General features: G+C 71.3%; 15 protein-coding genes. 6 read left to right on the forward strand and 9 right to left on the reverse strand.

Going from position 1 to position 16,021, the window contains the following annotated elements; all coding sequences use genetic code 11:
• Positions 1-50: 50 nt before the first annotated feature.
• On the forward strand, positions 51-1,301 hold the full coding sequence (locus tag ACZ7CD_RS23760) for an FAD-binding oxidoreductase (RefSeq protein ID WP_360395667.1): 1,251 nt from the start codon (positions 51-53) through the stop codon (positions 1,299-1,301).
• Entirely contained in the window at positions 1,302-2,534 is a 1,233-nt protein-coding gene (locus tag ACZ7CD_RS23765) for a class I SAM-dependent methyltransferase (protein ID WP_470370202.1), read from the forward strand. It begins immediately after the preceding gene.
• 55 nt (positions 2,535-2,589) lie between these two features.
• Here the strand turns inward: ACZ7CD_RS23765 and ACZ7CD_RS23770 are convergent, their stop codons facing one another.
• From ACZ7CD_RS23770 to ACZ7CD_RS23790, 5 genes are all read right to left on the reverse strand, one after another.
• Positions 2,590-3,423 carry a S1C family serine protease gene (locus ACZ7CD_RS23770; protein ID WP_470379686.1) on the reverse strand — a complete coding sequence of 278 codons (834 nt, stop codon included), beginning with the start codon at positions 3,421-3,423 and terminating at the stop codon, positions 2,590-2,592.
• 66 nt (positions 3,424-3,489) lie between these two features.
• Positions 3,490-5,526 carry a putative bifunctional diguanylate cyclase/phosphodiesterase gene (locus ACZ7CD_RS23775; RefSeq protein WP_470370204.1) on the reverse strand — a complete coding sequence of 679 codons (2,037 nt, stop codon included), beginning with the start codon at positions 5,524-5,526 and terminating at the stop codon, positions 3,490-3,492.
• Between the two features lie 384 nt (positions 5,527-5,910).
• On the reverse strand, positions 5,911-6,792 hold the full coding sequence (locus ACZ7CD_RS23780) for an ABC transporter substrate-binding protein (protein ID WP_360395293.1): 882 nt from the start codon (positions 6,790-6,792) through the stop codon (positions 5,911-5,913).
• 2 nt (positions 6,793-6,794) lie between these two features.
• A complete protein-coding gene (locus ACZ7CD_RS23785) occupies positions 6,795-7,262 on the reverse strand; it encodes a GNAT family N-acetyltransferase (protein WP_470379687.1) in 468 nt (155 codons plus the stop codon).
• Entirely contained in the window at positions 7,259-8,356 is a 1,098-nt protein-coding gene (locus ACZ7CD_RS23790; RefSeq protein ID WP_360395296.1) for an LLM class flavin-dependent oxidoreductase, read from the reverse strand. Before ACZ7CD_RS23790 ends, ACZ7CD_RS23785 begins: the two co-directional genes overlap by 4 nt.
• Positions 8,357-8,553: 197 nt before the next feature.
• Here ACZ7CD_RS23790 and ACZ7CD_RS23795 point away from each other — a divergent pair, with 197 nt between their 5' ends.
• Genes ACZ7CD_RS23795 through ACZ7CD_RS23805 form a run of 3 tightly spaced genes read left to right on the forward strand, consistent with a single transcriptional unit; the run spans position 8,554 to position 11,790 of the window.
• Positions 8,554-9,336 carry an amino acid ABC transporter permease gene (locus ACZ7CD_RS23795; protein WP_360395298.1) on the forward strand — a complete coding sequence of 261 codons (783 nt, stop codon included), beginning with the start codon at positions 8,554-8,556 and terminating at the stop codon, positions 9,334-9,336.
• Positions 9,333-10,085 (forward strand): amino acid ABC transporter ATP-binding protein, encoded by a 753-nt coding sequence (locus ACZ7CD_RS23800; protein ID WP_458430414.1) that lies wholly within the window; start codon positions 9,333-9,335, stop codon positions 10,083-10,085. Before ACZ7CD_RS23795 ends, ACZ7CD_RS23800 begins: the two co-directional genes overlap by 4 nt.
• A complete protein-coding gene (locus tag ACZ7CD_RS23805; RefSeq protein WP_470379688.1) occupies positions 10,075-11,790 on the forward strand; it encodes an FAD/NAD(P)-binding protein in 1,716 nt (571 codons plus the stop codon). The genes ACZ7CD_RS23800 and ACZ7CD_RS23805 overlap by 11 nt, the downstream gene beginning before the upstream one ends.
• Here ACZ7CD_RS23805 and ACZ7CD_RS23810 read toward each other — a convergent pair.
• The 3 genes from ACZ7CD_RS23810 to ACZ7CD_RS23820 form a co-directional block, all read right to left on the reverse strand.
• Positions 11,779-12,246 carry a flavin reductase family protein gene (locus ACZ7CD_RS23810; RefSeq protein WP_360395304.1) on the reverse strand — a complete coding sequence of 156 codons (468 nt, stop codon included), beginning with the start codon at positions 12,244-12,246 and terminating at the stop codon, positions 11,779-11,781. The genes ACZ7CD_RS23805 and ACZ7CD_RS23810 overlap by 12 nt on opposite strands.
• On the reverse strand, positions 12,243-12,731 hold the full coding sequence (locus ACZ7CD_RS23815) for an NADPH-dependent FMN reductase (RefSeq protein ID WP_360395306.1): 489 nt from the start codon (positions 12,729-12,731) through the stop codon (positions 12,243-12,245). The genes ACZ7CD_RS23810 and ACZ7CD_RS23815 overlap by 4 nt, the downstream gene beginning before the upstream one ends.
• A gap of 69 nt (positions 12,732-12,800) precedes the next feature.
• Complete coding sequence (locus tag ACZ7CD_RS23820) at positions 12,801-14,456, reverse strand: FAD-binding dehydrogenase (protein WP_458430418.1); 1,656 nt, start codon at positions 14,454-14,456, stop codon at positions 12,801-12,803.
• Between the two features lie 414 nt (positions 14,457-14,870).
• On the opposite strand from ACZ7CD_RS23820, the gene ACZ7CD_RS23825 reads away from it, so the two are divergent.
• On the forward strand, positions 14,871-15,359 hold the full coding sequence (locus ACZ7CD_RS23825; RefSeq protein WP_470379689.1) for a DUF6098 family protein: 489 nt from the start codon (positions 14,871-14,873) through the stop codon (positions 15,357-15,359).
• On the opposite strand, the gene ACZ7CD_RS23830 is transcribed toward ACZ7CD_RS23825, so the two are convergent.
• Positions 15,298-15,987: a hypothetical protein gene (locus ACZ7CD_RS23830; RefSeq protein WP_360395312.1), complete on the reverse strand. Its 690-nt coding sequence runs from the start codon at positions 15,985-15,987 to the stop codon at positions 15,298-15,300. The two genes, ACZ7CD_RS23825 and ACZ7CD_RS23830, sit on opposite strands and share 62 nt — an antisense overlap.
• Positions 15,988-16,021 lie beyond the last annotated feature (34 nt).

Genomic DNA, 16,021 nt, shown 5'->3' on the forward strand with positions numbered 1-16,021 from the left:
ACCATGGGCACAGCTCGGCCGTGGCTGCGCTGACCGCGCAGTACGCCGCGATGCGCGAAGGTGCGCCGGTGCGGCTCGCGAAGAAGACGTCGAACCTGTTCCGGTTCCGCGCGGAGCAGTCCGGTGGGCTGGACGTCGGCAGGTTCGACCGGGTGCTGTCGGTGGACCCGGTCGGACGCACCGCACAGGTGCAGGGCATGACCACCTACGAGAACCTCGTCGCCGCGACCCTGCGGCACGGCCTGATGCCGCTGGTCGTGCCGCAGCTCAAGACCATCACGATCGGCGGGGCCGTGGCGGGCCTCGGCATCGAGTCCACGTCCTTCCGCAACGGGCTGCCGCACGAGTCCGTGCGGGAGCTGGAGATCCTCACCGGTGACGGCGAGGTCGTGGTCGCGAAACCGGACGACGACCTGTTCCGGGCGTTCCCGAACTCCTACGGCACGCTCGGGTACGCGTTGCGGCTGGAGGTCGAGCTCGAACCGGTGCGGCAGTACGTGCGGCTGCGGCACGTGCCGTTCGGGTCGTTCGAGGAGTGCGCGGCGGTCATCGAGGAGGTCTGCGCGGACGGCTCGGCGGACTTCGTCGACGGCACCGTGTTCTCGCGCGGCGAGATGTACCTGACGCTGGGGCACTTCGCCGACATCGCGCCCTACACCTCGGACTACACCGGCAACCGGATCTACTACCGCTCCATCCAGCAGCGGCGCACCGACCACCTGACGATCCACGACTACCTGTGGCGCTGGGACACCGACTGGTTCTGGTGCTCGCGGGCGTTCGGCGCGCAGAACCCGGTGGTGCGGCGGCTGTGGCCGAAGCGGTACCTGCGGTCGGACGTGTACCGCAGGCTGGTGGCCAAGCACCGGCAGCTGCGGCCGCGCACAGACGTGGAACCGGTGATCCAGGACGTGGAGATCCCGGTGTCCACGCTGCCGCAGTTCCTCGACTTCTTCGACCGGGAGATCGGCATCTCGCCGGTCTGGCTGTGCCCGGTGCGCCTGCGCGACACCACGGGCTGGCCGCTGTACCCGATGGACCCGGACGTGCTGTACGTCAACGTCGGGTTCTGGTCGGAGGTCCCGGTCCGGCCGGGAGAACGGATGGGTGACCGCAACCGGCTCATCGAGCGCGAGGTGGCGCGGCTGGGCGGCCACAAGTCGCTGTACTCCGACTCCTACTACGAGGAGGACGAGTTCTGGCGGCACTACAACGGTTCGCACTACCGGTCCGTTAAGGCACGGTACGACCAGACGAACCGCCTGCCTGATCTGTACGCCAAGTGTGTCAGGGGACGATGAATGCGGTTGGCCTCTCTCTTTCAGCGCATCACCGGTGGCAACGACGTCCGCTTCCAGGCCTACGACGGCAGCACCGCCGGCCCGGCGTCCGCCCCGGTGTCCATCGACGTGAAAACCCCGGAAGCCCTGTCCTACCTGGCTTCCGCGCCGGGTGAGCTCGGTCTGGCCCGCGCCTACGTGACCGGTCACCTGGAGATACTCGGCGACGTGCACGCGGGTCTGTCGCAGCTCTCGGAGCTCTCGCTGCGGGAGGTCCCCTGGTTGCAGCGCGTCGAGCTGCTGAGGCTGCTCGGCCGCGTCCGGCTGAACCACCGGGTGGTTCCGCCGCCGCAGGAGACCCGGCTGCACGGGCTGCGCCACTCCAAGGCCCGCGACCAGCAGGCCATCGCCCACCACTACGACGTCTCGAACCAGTTCTACGAGTGGATCCTCGGCCCGTCGATGGCCTACACCTGCGCCGTCTACCCGACGGCCGAGTCCACTGTGGAGGAAGCGCAGTTCGCCAAGCACGACCTGGTGGCCCGCAAGCTGGGCCTGAAGCCGGGCATGCGGCTGCTCGACGTCGGCTGCGGCTGGGGCGGCATGGTCATGCACGCCGCCCGCGAGTACGGCGTGCGCGCCATCGGTGTGACGCTGTCGCGCAACCAGGCCGAGTGGGCGCAGAAGGCCATCGTCGAGGCCGGTCTGTCCGACCTGGCCGAGGTGCGCCACCTCGACTACCGCGACGTGCGCGAGTCCGGTTTCGACGCGGTGTCGTCGATCGGCCTGACCGAGCACATCGGCAAGGCCAAGCTGCCCGCCTACTTCGAGTCGCTGTACCGCAAGCTCCGGCCGGGCGGCCGGCTGCTGAACCACTGCATCACCCGGCCGGACAACAAGCAGCGCGCCCTGTCCGGGCCGTTCATCAACCGGTACGTGTTCCCCGACGGCGAGCTGGTCGGGCCGGGTCACCTCGTGTCGCTCATGCACGACACCGGCTTCGAGGTGCGCCACGAGGAGAACCTGCGCGAGCACTACGCGCTGACGCTCGCCGCCTGGAGCCGCAACCTCGACGAGCACTGGGCCGAGGCCGTGGACGAGGTGGGCGAGGCCCGCGCACGGGTGTGGCGGCTGTACCTGGCGGCGTCACGGCTGGGGTTCGACCGGAACAACATCCAGCTGCACCAGGTGCTCGGGGTGAAGCTGGACGGGACGACCTCGCACATGCCGTTGCGCCCCGACTGGCTGTCCTGACCGTCAGGAGGCCGCGGGAGCACTGTTCCCGCGGCCCTGGGGGTTTTGCTGTTCGTCAGCTCAGCTTGTCCACGATCGTCTTGGCCGTGTTCGACGGGATCGCGAACCCGATGCCGACGCTGCCCGCCTCACCGCTGCTCGACGCCGGTGAGTAGATCGCCGAGTTGATGCCGACCAGCTCACCGGCGGCGTTCACCAGCGCACCACCGGAGTTGCCGGGGTTGATCGACGCATCGGTCTGGATCGCCTGGTACGACACGGAAGCCGAGCGCCGGGTCTCGCCGGGGACGGTCACCTTGCGGTCCAGCGCGGACACGATGCCGGTGGTCACGGTGCCCTGCAGGCCCGACGGCGAGCCGATGGCCATCACACCGTCACCGATCTTCACGTCGTCCGAGTTCGCCCACGTGATCGGCGTCAGGCCGGACACCCCGGAGGCCTGCAGCACGGCGAGGTCGGAGGACGGGTCGGTCGAGACCACGGTGGCGGGCACCTCGCGGCCGTCGTTCAGCGTCACCGTGACCGAGCCGCCGGCGGAGGCGACGACGTGGTTGTTGGTGAGGATCCGGCCGTCGGCGGAGAGGACCACGCCGGAGCCGAGGCCGTTGCCGACGTTGACCTGCACGACGGACGGCAGGACCTTCGCGGCCACGGAGCTCCAGTCCGTCGTGGACTGGGTGGAGACCGTCTGCGCCACGACGGAGGACGGTGCCCGCGCGCCGTCCGGGGAGGCGATCACCGCTCCGGTGACACCTCCGAACAACCCGGCGACGAGTGCCGCCGCGGTCAGCACCGGAGCCGTGCGGCGCCAGAACTTCGGCGCGGGCGCAACGGCTGGCTGCGGTGGAACCAGTGTCCCGCTCATCGCGGGGAAGCTCTGCTCGGTCATGGACCAAGAATGGGCCGCGTTCATGTGAGCAACCTGTGCGGGAAGCCGTGCAATCCCTGATAAGAATCACGTGAGAAGGAGCCGGTCCACCTCGTCCGCGGTCAGCACGGCACCGAAGTGCGGCCCCTGCCCGCCGGTCACGCCCAGCGCCGCCAGCCGCTCCGCCTGCACCGCCGTGCGCACCCCGTCGGCGTGCAGCGGCACCCGCAGGATCGACGCCCAGCGCAGCAGCGTCACGGCAGCGCTCTCCTCGACCCGGTTCGCGCCCTCTGCCAGGCCCTGCACCACCGAGCCGGTGAACTTCACGCCGCTCAACGGGAGCAGCCGCAGCCGGTCGACGCCGACGTTGCCGCCGTTCACCTGGTCGAGCACGAGCCCGATGCCGCGTTCGGCGAGGATGGTCAGCTCCTCCAGCTGCACATCGGTCAGCGACGCGTACATGCGCTCGTTCAGCTCGAACCGCAGCCGCGTCGCGGGCAGGCCGGTGCGCTCCAGCACCCGCGCGACCTCGGCCACGAGCTCCGGTTCCTGGCACAGCCGCAGCGGCAGGTCGATCGACAGCACCGGCGCCGCGTCACCGAGCTCGGCGTACCACCGGCCGGCCTGACCGCAGGCCTCCTCCAGCGCCCAGCGCACGAGCCGCACGACCATGCCGTTCGCGGAGCTCTGGTCGAGGAACGCGTCCGGGCACAGCACGCCGTGCACCGGGTGGTCCCAGACGATCTTCGCCTCCAGAGCGGGCACGGAGGAGTCGGTGAGCGAGTGGACCGGCAGGTAGCCGACCCGGAACTGCCCCTCCTCCAGCGCGCCGGGGATGGACGCGGCCAGCGCGTAGCTCTCCCGGTCGCGCAGGTCGCGCTCCCGGTCGTACAGCGCCCACTGCGCCTTGCCGTCGCGCTTGGCCCAGCCGACCGTCACGTCCGCCGCGCGCAGCAGGTCGCCCGCGTCACCGCCGCGGGCCGCCCGTGCCACCACGCCGGCGCTGCACGTGACGCCGACGCCGTTGCCGCCGATCCAGGTCGGTTCCTCCAGCCGCCGGGAGAACTCCTCGACCAGCGCGACCACGCCCGCCACGTCCCGCGGGTCCTTGATCAGCACGCCGAACTCGTCCTCGCCGATCCTGGCGACCTTGCCGACCCCGTCGAACACCGCCCGCAGGTGGCCGGCGACGCCCATCAGCACCCGGTTGCCCACCTCGTGGCCGAACGCGTCGTTCACACCGCGGAACCCGTCGACGTCGACCTGCACGAGCGCGAGCGCCTCCGGGCCCTTCGTGCCGACCGCGCCCTCCAGCCAGCCGAGGAACTGCGCCCGGTTGGGCAGTCCGGTCTGCATGTCGTTGAGGCTCTGCCGCACGAGCTGCGTCTGCAACGCGCGCATCTCGTTCATGTTCTCGATCATGGTGACGAAGTACGGCGGCGACTCGTCGTCCTCGCGCACCAGCGAGATGGCCATGTGCGTCTGAATGGTCTCGCCGTCGCTGCGGACCATCCGCTTCTCGACCACCACGTGGTCGAGGTCGGAGTGGATCAGCCGCTCGCCGATCTCGCGCAGCGCGGCGCGGTCGTCGGGGTGCGCGAGATCGCGGCCGGCCATCCCGACCAGCTCGTCGCGCCGGTAGCCGAGCATCGTCTGCGCGGCCTCGTTCACGTCCGCGACGAGGCCGTCGAGACCCACCACCACGATCGGGAACGCGGAGCCCTGGAAGATCGCGCGGAACTTCGCCTCGCTCGCCCGCACCGCGTTCTCCGCGCGGCGCATCGCGTTGATCGCGGCCGTGCGGCTGAGCTCCTGCTGGTCGAGGGTGCGGTCGCGCAGGCCCTCCGCGAAGCCGGCCGCGAGCGCGCCGAGCTGGGCCGCGCTGACCGGCGCGTGCTCGCCGAGGTGGGTGAGGGTCAGCTCCAGCGTGGCCGAGGAGATGAGGTCGTGCGCGACCATGGACCGGCCGACCCGGCGGGCCTCGTCGACGTCACCGGTGAGCAACCGCTCGACGTAGCCGCCGAGCAGCTGTTCGAGCTTCTCGCGGGTGAGGTTGGCGAGGAGGGTGGTGGAGATCGCCGCCGCCCAGCGGACGGCGGGCTCTCTGCTGTCGACCGTGTTCATTCGGCTCAGGTGGCCATTCGTGGGGACCGGTGTGATCTGGTGATCGATCGTCGGGCGCCAATCGATACGCCCCGCAACCCACTTCCGCCAGATTCGGTCGAACGGGTGACAGCTCCGTTCCGCACCACCACCGGGCGTGGGTCCAACGCTCAAGCTTACTGATCACTTGGAACCTGTCCAACCGAACCGGGAGATTCGGTCCGAGCGCCACAATTTCACTCTTCCGGGCTGTTGAAAATCGGCTGCTGTGCATTTCGGACCGCACGCGGGGCCCTTTCGTGCGCTCCTGGTGCACGAAAGCTCCCCGCGTGCACTTCAAGCGCGTCCGGGTCCTACCGCCGCGCCGCCGCTGTCCGTGTCCACCGCCGATCCGCCATCACCCGATCAGGTGTGTTCGGCGGGATTGAGCTCTGACCGCGGGATCGCTGACGGCTCGACGCCCCACCGCCGCAGGATGCGCTGGTAGGTGCCGTCGGAGATCAGCCGGTCGACCGCCTGCCGCAACGCGGGCGCCAGGTCGGAGCCCTTGGGCAGCGCGAAACCGACGTCGAGCCTGCGGAACTCGCCGAGGAACCGGAAGTCCGGCTGGTTCGCGGTGAGGTGGCGCAGCCCGTTGATGGTGCTCATGATCACGTCCACGTGGCCCTGCTTGAGCGCGAGCTGCGTGGCGCCGGTGTCGGAGAACACCTGCACCTCGTAGGCGGGCTTGCCGGCGTCCGCGCAGACCTCCTTGTTGCGCTCCAGAGTGGTCTGGAACGTCGTGCCGGTGCCGGTGCCGATCTTCAGCCCGCACAGCTGGTCGAGCTTCTTCACGTCCTGCAGCGCACTGTCCTTGCGCGCCGCGAAGCCCTGCCCGTCGTTGATGTAGGTGACGAAGTCGATCGTCTTCTTGCGCTCCTCGGTCACGCCGAAGTTGCCGGTGCCCGCGTCGTACTTGCCGCTGGTCAGCGCGGGCAGGATCGCCTCGAACGACGCGGCCTGGCGCTCGACCTCCAGGCCGAGCAGCTTCGCGGCGGCGTCGGCGACGTCGATGTCCACGCCCTGCGCGGTCTTGCCGTCATCGGCGTAGAACGCGCTGGGCGGCGTGCCGCCGATGCTGGAGGCGATCCGCAGCTTGCCGTTGAGGCGTTGCGGCACGAGCTTCGCGAGCTCGGCGTCCTTCGCCACCCCGCTCGCGATGCCGGGCTCCGGTGCCGCCTGCGGTTGCCCGCACGCGGCGGTCAGCGCGAGCAGACCGGTGAGCAGGACGAGTCTTGAGCGGTGCACGGTCACCCCAGGTGTTTCTCGAAAGCCAGGTGGTCGAGGGTCAGCGGGTCGGCGGTCACGTCGAAGAGCGGCGTGTACCCCGTCGCCAGGTAGAGGTGCTTGGCCTCGGGCTGCCGCGGCCCGGTGGTCAGGAAGATGCGCCGGTAGCCGAACGCCACCGCCTCGCCCTCCAGCTCCACCAGCACCCGCCGCGCGAGCCCGCGCCTGCGGTGCCGCGCGTGCGTCCAGATGCGCTTGAGCTCGGCGGTCTCGTCGTCGAACCGCATGAACGCACCACCCGCCACCGCCTCACCGGCCTCGACGAGCAGCAGGAACTGCCCGTGCGGCGGCTCGAAGACGTGCGCGGCCCGTTTCATCTCACGCGCACCGGAGGCGCCGTAGCGGGTCGTGTACTCCTCGGTGAGGCCGGCCACCAACGGCGCCGCGTCCGGGTCCCACTGCCGGACGCGGCGCACTTCGAGGGTGGTCATGCGGCGCGGGCCCGGTCCCGCTTGGCGACCTCCTCCCGCACCAGCGGGATCACGTACCGGCCGAAGTCGATGGCGTCGTCGAGCAGGTCGTAGCCGCGGGCGGACAGGATGTCCACGCCCAGGTCGTAGTAGTCCAGCAGCGCCTGCGCCACCGTCTCCGGCGTGCCGACCAGCGCGTTGGAGTTGCCCGCTCCGCCGGTCGCCCGCGCCGTGGGTGTCCACAGTGCACGGTCGAAGCGCTCACCGCGGTCCGCCACCGCCAGGAGCCGTTGCGAGCCGGTGTTCTCCGGGCTGGTCAGCGAGTGCCTGCGGCTGAGCGGGCCGGTGGCCTTGCGCGCCTCGATCCGGTCGACCGTGCGGTGCGCCTTCTCCCAGGCCAGCTCCTCGGTCGGGGCGATGATCGGCCGGAACGCGACCTGGATGCGCGGCACGTCGGTGCGGCCCGCCTCCTTCGCCGCCTGCTTGACCGCCTCGATCTGCTGCGCGGTGTCGGCGAGCGGCTCGCCCCACAGGCAGAAGATGTCCGCCTCCGCGCCACCGGCGGCGTACGCGGCGGGGGAGGAGCCGCCGAACGAGACGTTCGGACGTGGTTGCTGCACCGGGAAGACGTCGCTCACGAAGTCCGCGAACCGGTAGTGCTCCCCCTCGTGGTCGAACGCCTCGCGGGACGTCCAGGCCTTCTTCACGATCTGGATGTACTCGCGGGTGCGGCCGTAGCGCTCGTCCTTGGTCAGGTAGTCGCCCTCGCGCTGCTGCTCGTGGTCGGTGCCGCCGGTGATGAAGTGCACGGTCAGCCGGCCGTCGCTGATCTGGTCGAGCGTCGCGAACGTCTTGGCGGCGAACGTCGGGTACGACACGTTCGGCCGGTGCGCCAGCAGGATCTCCAGCCGGTCGAGCTTGCTCGCCAGGTACGCGGCGGCGGACGCGGGTTCCGGGGCACCGGAGCCGTAGGCGAACAGCACCCGGTCCCAGCCGTGGTCCTCGTGCGCGCGAGCGAGCCTGATCGTGTAGTCCTTGTCGAACGCACCGCCGGACCGCGGCGTCGTCTCCGAGCCGTTGTTGGTCGCGGCGATCCCGAGAAACTCGACTGGCATGGCGGATCCCCAGATCGTGGTGGGTGGGTGGCGGAAGCGCGTTGAGGGGAACGCCTTTCGAGTGCAACACCGGCGGCAGGAGCGGTCAACGACGTCCACAGAGCGGGATCTGCTTGCACACGCGGGGTACCGTGGTGGTGTTCGCGTTGAGGGGCGCGGCTTGCTTCCTGTTGCCCTTCAACGGAAAGACTCCGCCCATGAGCGTCCTGGGGGACGTGCGCACGCGTCCCGTTGCTGAGATCGTCCCCGCGCGCAAGCCGGGCCGGGTGGTCACCGCGGTGCTCGCGCTGGCCGCGGTCGGCTGGCTCGTGCACGCCGCCGCCACCGGCCTCGACTGGGGTGTCGTCGCGCGCTACTTCACCGCGACCGCCGTGGTCGACGGTCTGGTCACCACGCTGTGGCTGACCGCGGTCACGCTGGTGCTCGGCTTCCTGCTCGGTGTCGTGCTGGCGACGTTCCGGCTGTCCGGCAACCCGGTGCTGTCCGCGCTGGGGTGGGGGTACGTCTGGCTCTTCCGGTCCGTGCCGCTGATCGTGCAGCTGCTGTTCTGGTTCAACTTCGGCGCCGGGATCAGCCCGCTGCTCGCCGCGGTGATCGGCCTCACGCTGCACGAGGCGGCCTACGCGGCGGAGATCGTGCGCGGCGGCATCCTGTCGGTCGACGCCGGTCAGGTCGAGGCCGCGCGGGCGCTGGGCTTCGGCCGGGTCCGCGTCCTGCGCAGGATCGTGCTGCCGCAGGCGATGCGCGCCATCGTGCCGGCCGCGGGCAACCTGCTGATCGGCACGCTGAAGGGCACGTCGATCGTGTCCGTGCTGGCCGTGCAGGACCTGCTGCACTCGGTGCAGCTGATCTACGCCCGCACCTACGAGGTCATCCCGCTGCTCGTCGTCGCCACGGTCTGGTACGTGATCGTCACCAGCCTGCTCAGCCTCGCGCAGCACCACGTCGAGCGGTACTTCGCGCGAGGAGTGCGGTCGTGATCGAGATCAGGGACGTGCACAAGTCGTTCGGCACCACCGAGGTGCTGCGCGGGGTCGACCTGTCGGTGCCCGCCGGGTCCGTGACGTGCGTGATCGGGCCGTCCGGGTCGGGCAAGTCCACGTTGCTGCGGGTGCTGAACCACCTGGAGCGGCTCGACGCGGGCGAGGTGGAGATCGACGGCGAGCTGATCGGCTACCGGCGCCACCGCGGCAAGCTGCACGAACTGCCGGACCGGGTGGTGCAGCGGCAGCGCGCCGCGATCGGGTTCGTGTTCCAGAACTTCAACCTGTTCGGCCACCTGACGGCGCTGGAGAACGTGGCCGAGGCGCCGATCGGGGTGCTCGGCGTGCCGAAGGACGTTGCGCTGCAACGGGGTCGCGCGCTGATCGCCCGCGTCGGCCTGGCCGGGCGCGAGGGCGCGTACCCGTCGGAGCTGTCCGGCGGGCAGCAGCAGCGGATCGCCATCGCCCGCGCCCTCGCGATGGAGCCCAAGGTCCTGCTCTTCGACGAACCGACCTCCGCGCTCGACCCGGAGCTGGTCGGCGAGGTGCTGGACGTGCTGCGCGACCTCGCCGCGGCCGGTCAGACGATGGTCGTGGTGACGCACGAGATCGGCTTCGCCCGCGAGGTCGCCGACACCGTGGTGTTCCTGGACGCGGGGCAGGTCGTCGAGTCGGGCCCGCCGTCGACCGTGCTGGTGGCACCGTCGCACCCGCGCACGAGGGAGTTCCTGGCCCGTGTCCTCTGACCTCGTCGTCATCGGCGGCGGCCCGCGCGCGGCCGGGCTGCTGGAACGCATCGCCGCGCTGGCACCGGCGCTGGACCTGGTCGTGCACGTCGTCGACCCGTTCCCCGCTGGCGCCGGCCGGGTGTGGCGGCACGCGCAGTCACCGTTGCTGCGCATGAACTCCATGGCCGAGGACGTCACCGTGTTCACCGACTCCAGCTTCACCGGTCTCGGCCCGGTGCGCGAAGGCCCGTCGCTGGCGCAGTGGGGTGACGTCGACCCGACGTCGTTCCCGTCGCGGCAGGTGCAGAGCGGGTACCTGGAGTGGTTCTTCGAGCACGTCGTCTCCTCGATGCCGCCGAACGTCACCGTGCGGGTGCACCGGGCGCGCGCGGTGAAGGCCGTCGGCAACCGGGTGCACCTCGACGACGGCACCTCGCTGGTCGCCGACGTGCTGGTGCTGGCCCTCGGCCACCTCGACGCCGAACCGGAGCCGGAACACCGCAAGCTCGCCGACCACGCCGCCGCGCACGGCCTGGTCTACGTGCCGCCGCTCTACTCGGCGGACGCGGACCTCTCGCAGGTGACCGGCGACGTGGTGCTGCGCGGCTTCGGGCTGGCGTTCATCGACCTGATGGTGCTGCTGACCCAGGGCCGCGGCGGCCGGTTCGAGGGTTCCGGTGCCGACATGCGTTACGTGCCATCGGGTTCCGAGCCGCGGCTGTTCGTCGGTTCGCGGCGCGGGGTGCCGTACCACTCGAAGACCGGCTACCGGTTGCAGGGCGAACGCCCGGTGCTGCCGCGCTTCTTCACCGCGGAGGCGCTGCGGGGCCACCGCTGGGACTTCCGCGCCGACGTGTGGCCGTTGATCACCAAGGAGGTCGCCTGGGGCCACTACCACGAGCTGTTCACCGGCCATCCCGACCGCGTGCGGGTGCCGTTCGCCGAGTTCACCGCCGCGTTCGCCGCGGTGCCCTGGTACAGCGGGGAGATGCGCGCGCTGGAGGCCCGCGCCGTTCCCGACCCGGCCGACCGCATCGACTTCGAACGCCTGGACCGCCCGCTGGACGGCCGCACGTTCGAGACCGGCGAGGAGTTCCAGGAGCACCTGCGCGAGTACATAGCCGCCGACGTCGCCCGCCGGTCGGACCCGCGGCACAGCGCCGACCTGGGCGCGTTCCTCGCACTGCTGTCGGTCTACGGCCAGCTGCCGGAGGTGCGGCTGCGCGAGACCGACGGCTGGTGGCACGGCTACTTCAGCTACCTCGCGTCCGGCCCGCCACCGGACCGCCTGGAGGAGCTGCTCGCCCTGTCGCGGGCGGGGGTCGTGCGGTTCCTCGGCGCGGACATGTGGGTCGAGGCGGTCGACGGCGCGTTCCTCGCGGGCAGCGCCACCACCCCGGAGGTCGTGCGCGCCAACGGGTTGGTCGAGGCCCGCCTGCCCGCGCACGTCCTGTCGCGCACGGCGGACCCGGTGCTGAAGTCGTTGCGGGCGGTCGGCGACGTCTCCGAGGACACGGCCGGGCAGGTGCGCGTGTCCGCGGAGGGCCGGTTGGTCAACGAGCGCGGAGAGGAGGACCCGGTCCGGTTCGCCGTCGGCCCGTACACGACCGGGAAGGCGTTCGCCGCGTTCTCCCGGCCGCAGACGAACGCCCCGGCCTTCCGCCAGAACGACGCGATGGCCAGGGCGGTCCTGCGGCAGCTGGGCGAGGGGTCAGGCCACTGAGGTGTAGCGCCCCTGGTGCCGCACCAGGGGCGCCGCGAGGTCGGAGTGCGTGATGTCCAGCGGTTCCCCGACCAGCGCGACGTGGTCGCCGACCGCGATCCGCCGCACCGTCCGGCACCGCAGCCGCACCGGCGCGTCCAGCAGGTGCGGCACCCCGTCGGCGTCGGACTCCCAGCGGGTGCCGGCGCCGAACCGGTCGACCCCCTTGGTGGCGAACAGGTCCGCGAGGCCCGTCTGCGCCGTGCCCAGCAGGTGCACGGCGAACAGCGGTGCCGTCCGCAGCACCGGCCACACCGACGCGCCCTCGCCGATCCACACCACCACGAGCGGTGGTTCGAAGGACACCGAGGTGAACGAGCTGACGGTCGTGCCCACCGGGCCGTCCTGGCCGGTGGCGGTGACGATGGTGACGGCCTGGGCGTGGTGGCGCAGGGCGGTGCGCAGCTGGTCCTTCACCGGACCAGCGCCTTCAGGACACCGGCGTGCAGCGCGAAGTCGGTGGCGTGTGCGGGGAGCGCGCTCTCGTTCAGGAACAACGCCTGCGGCACCACGGCCCCGAGCTCGGTCAGCACCGGCCGCAGGTGCACCTCCACGGCCAGCGCGTGCTTGTCCGCGGCCGCGATCTGCAGCGGCACCACGACCTTGCCGCTCAACCACCCCGGTGGTGCCTGGTCCAGCACCGCTTTCAGCAGGCCGGTGTAGGCGGCCTTGTAGGTCGGGGTCGCCACCACGAGCACCTCGGCCGCACCCAGCGCCGCCAGCGCCGCCTTGACGGTCTCCGGCCGGGTGAACACGTCGGCGGCGATCGTCGCCGCGTCCACCACCGGTCCGTCGCCGGGCACGCCCAGTGCCGCCGCGATGGCCTCGCGCAGGGCGAGCGCCGCCTGCAGGGTGCGCGAGGCGGGCCGCGGGTTGCCGACCAGAACACCGATCTGCGTCATGCCTCCAGCACAGCCGCAAGCCGGGGGACCGTCAACCCGCGTCCACCACGCGGGAGCCCCTTGCCCTTCCTAGGAAACCGCGTCAGCGGCGGCGCGTCCGGCGACCCGCCCGGAGAACAGGCAGCCGCCGAGGAACGTGCCCTCCAGCGCCCGGTACCCGTGCACGCCACCACCGCCGAACCCGGCCGCCTCGCCCGCCGCGTACAGGCCGGGCAACGGCCGGCCGTCGTTGTCGAGCACCCGCGAGGACAGGTCGGTGTGCAGGCCGCCCAGCGTCTTGCGGGTGATCACCGACAGCCGCACGGCGATCAGCGGGCCCGCCTTCGGGTCCAGCAGCCGGTGCGGTTCGACGACGCGGATCAGCTTGTCGGTCAGGAAGTGCCGGGACTCGCGGATCGCGTTGACCTGCATGTCCTTGCCCAGGCCCGAGGTGACCTGCCGGTCGCGCTCGACGATGATCTTCTCCAGCGCCGCCGCGTCGATGCGCGTGTCGCCGGTGAGCGCGTTCATGCCGCGGGCGAGGTCCGCGACCGTACGGGCCTGGATGAACTCCTTGGAGCGCTTGGCGAACTCCTCGACCGGCGCCACCGCACCCGGCAGCGCGCGCTTGAGCACGGCGCGGGTGTCCTTGCCGGTGAGGTCGGGGTTCTGCTCGGAGCCCGAGAGCGCGAACTCCTTGCCGATGATCCTCTTGTTCAGCACGAACCACGAGTGCCCGTGGCCGTTCGAGGTGATGTGCTGCAACGCACCCAGCGCGTCGAAACCGGGGAACAGCGGGATCGGCAACCGGTTGCCGTCCGCGTCGAGCCACAGCGGCGACGGGCCGGGCAGGATGCGGATGCCGTGGTTCGACCACACCGGGGCGTAGTTCGCGATGCCCTCGGGGTAGTGCCACATGCGGTCGGCGTTGATGATCGCGCCGCCGGCCTTCTGGGTGATCTCCAGCATGTGCCCGTCCACGAAGTCCGGCACACCCGCGAGCATGAACTCCGGCGGCGTGCCCATCCGCTCGGGCCAGTTGCGGCGCACCAGGTCGTGGTTGCCGCCGATGCCGCCGGACGTGACGACGACGGCCTGGGCGCTCAGCGAGAAGTCCCCGGCGACCGTCCGCGACGACGGCTGGGAGCGCTCCACCGACGACGGCTCCAGCACCTCGCCGGACACGCCGTCGCACACGCCGTTCGTGACGTTGAGCGCGGTGACGCGGTGCCGGAACCGGAGCGTCACGAGCCCCTTGGCGACACCCTCGCGCACCCGGCGCTCGAACGGCTCCACCACGCCCGGCCCGGTGCCCCACGTCACGTGGAAGCGCGGCACCGAGTTGCCGTGCCCGTTCGCCAGGTAGCCGCCGCGTTCGGCCCACTGCACGAACGGGAACCAGCGCACCCCCATGTTGTGCAGCCACGGGCGCTTCTCGCCGGCGGCGAAGTCCACATAGGCCTGGGCCCACAGCCGCGGCCAGTGGTCGCTGTCCCGGTCGAACGCCGCAGAGCCCATCCAGTCCTGCAGTGCGAGGTCGTACGAGTCCTTGACCCGCAACCGGCGCTGCTCGGGCGTGTCCACCAGGAACAACCCGCCGAACGACCACCACGCCTGACCGCCGATCGACGCCTCCGGCTCCTGGTCGAGCAGGATGACCCTGCGCCCCGCGTCGGCGAGCTCCGCTGTCGCGACGAGACCTGCGAGGCCCGCGCCGACGACGATGACATCCGCGTCATGTGCCATCGGGCGAGTCTAGATCCACCGCTGGTGGGCCACGAGACCTGAATCAAGTTCACTTTCTCTGGGAGGGGCTGCGACCGCCCCGGCGAGTTTGTGAAGTGCGGTGCCCTGGGGGGAATGGGCACCGCACTTTCCGGTGCCGCCGACCGCCACCACCGGTGAGGGGGGTTTCCGGTGTGCCGGTCGACGGCGGGTTGACCGCGGCGCGAGTGCACAACGCCTGCGGAAGGGCTTTTCCGGCCTGGGGGTGCCGGATCGCCCTGGCGCGGACTCGAGCGTCCGCGGCCAACCACATTGTTGAACGTACAACCGGCGGACCGTGTTCCGGTCGGCTTTCGATGTGACCGGGCTCAAATCCTTCAGGTTCTCTTCAGGAACGCACGCCTAGGTCGGCTTTTCCCGGGTACGTGAGCAGGTGTGACCGATGAGCTTCCGACGATCACGGAACTCGCCGAGCTGGTCGCCCTGCTCGGCGACGACGTCTACGTGCGCTGGTCGAAGGGACCGGCCGCCGACTCCGCCGCCACGTCCCGCGACTCGCTGACCGGCGTGGAGCTGCCCGGCCTGTCCGCGAGCCCGCTGCACGTCGAACCCTGGTGGGACGACCGCTCGCGCGAGCTGTGGGTGGCCCGCCGCCTGTACGACTACCGCCACCTGCGCGACCTGCGCGGGCCCGACGTGCGCGCCTGGGTGCTGCGCGGCGAGGAGGTGGGCCGGGGTCCCGACAACGAGCCGCTGGTCCGCTGCGTGACACCGCTGGCGTGGGTCGACGACGACCTGCTGAACACCTGCGAGGACCTCGTCGCGGCCCAGCGCTCCTCGGAGTGGGGCCCGCTGGACCGCTCTACGACAGGTCACCCAGGCGCTTCTCCGCCGCCTTCCGCGCCTTCTCCGCCGCCGCCGTGACCCGTTTGGCGTCCTCCAGCCGCTCGGCGGCCCGGTCGAACGCCCGCTGGGCCGCCAGCTGGTCGGCCTGCGCCTCCCCGAGCGCCTGCTCCGCCTCGTCCAACGCCTGCTGCGCCTCGGCCCGCTTGCGCTCCTGCCGTTCCCGTCGCTTGCGGGCCAGCGCGTCCTCACCGTCGTCCCCGGCGGGTTCGGGCACCGGCGGGGCGAACCCGAACCCCGAGTACTCCAGGCCCCTGGTCAGGTGCCCCGCGCGCACCAGCTCCGCCGACTCGGGGTCCGACATCGCCGCGGTCAGCGTGTTGCGCACCTGCGTGACCGCGTCGTCGGTGATCGGCCCGGTCAGCTCCAGCGTGCGGTAGACCAGCGCCTCCAGCAGCTCCTTGCGCTTGTGCCCCAGCTCCCGCATGGTCAGCCGGGCCGTGGACAGCCCCAGCGCCTCCTGAAGGCCCGGTGGCGCGTCCCGCACGAGCCGGTTGACCGCCCACGCGCCCACGGTCGGCTTGCGCAGCTCGGAGATGGCCTTGGCCAGGTCCTGGTCGTCCGCCTGCTTGGCCGCGGCGTTCCTCGCCGCGGTGAACTCCTTCGGGGTCAGCCCGTAGAGCTCGTCGGCGACCGGCGTGAGGTCCATGGGCGCAAGGTAGCGCCTGATCAGCCGTCAGTCG

The organism is Lentzea sp. NPDC036949, assembly GCF_055608075.1.

What these genes read in the sequence shown, in the direction of transcription:
- ACZ7CD_RS23790 (WP_360395296.1), bottom strand. Translation starts at nt 8,356, where the DNA reads ATGCCAGTCGAGTTTCTCGGGATCGCCGCGACCAACAACGGCTCGGAG.
- ACZ7CD_RS23765 (WP_470370202.1), top strand. Translation starts at nt 1,302, where the DNA reads ATGCGGTTGGCCTCTCTCTTTCAGCGCATCACCGGTGGCAACGACGTC.
- ACZ7CD_RS23830 (WP_360395312.1), bottom strand. Translation starts at nt 15,987, where the DNA reads ATGGACCTCACGCCGGTCGCCGACGAGCTCTACGGGCTGACCCCGAAG.
- ACZ7CD_RS23760 (WP_360395667.1), top strand. Translation starts at nt 51, where the DNA reads ATGCGCGAAGGTGCGCCGGTGCGGCTCGCGAAGAAGACGTCGAACCTG.
- ACZ7CD_RS23770 (WP_470379686.1), bottom strand. Translation starts at nt 3,423, where the DNA reads ATGACCGAGCAGAGCTTCCCCGCGATGAGCGGGACACTGGTTCCACCG.
- ACZ7CD_RS23820 (WP_458430418.1), bottom strand. Translation starts at nt 14,456, where the DNA reads ATGGCACATGACGCGGATGTCATCGTCGTCGGCGCGGGCCTCGCAGGT.
- ACZ7CD_RS23815 (WP_360395306.1), bottom strand. Translation starts at nt 12,731, where the DNA reads ATGACGCAGATCGGTGTTCTGGTCGGCAACCCGCGGCCCGCCTCGCGC.
- ACZ7CD_RS23775 (WP_470370204.1), bottom strand. Translation starts at nt 5,526, where the DNA reads ATGAACACGGTCGACAGCAGAGAGCCCGCCGTCCGCTGGGCGGCGGCG.
- ACZ7CD_RS23795 (WP_360395298.1), top strand. Translation starts at nt 8,554, where the DNA reads ATGAGCGTCCTGGGGGACGTGCGCACGCGTCCCGTTGCTGAGATCGTC.
- ACZ7CD_RS23785 (WP_470379687.1), bottom strand. Translation starts at nt 7,262, where the DNA reads ATGACCACCCTCGAAGTGCGCCGCGTCCGGCAGTGGGACCCGGACGCG.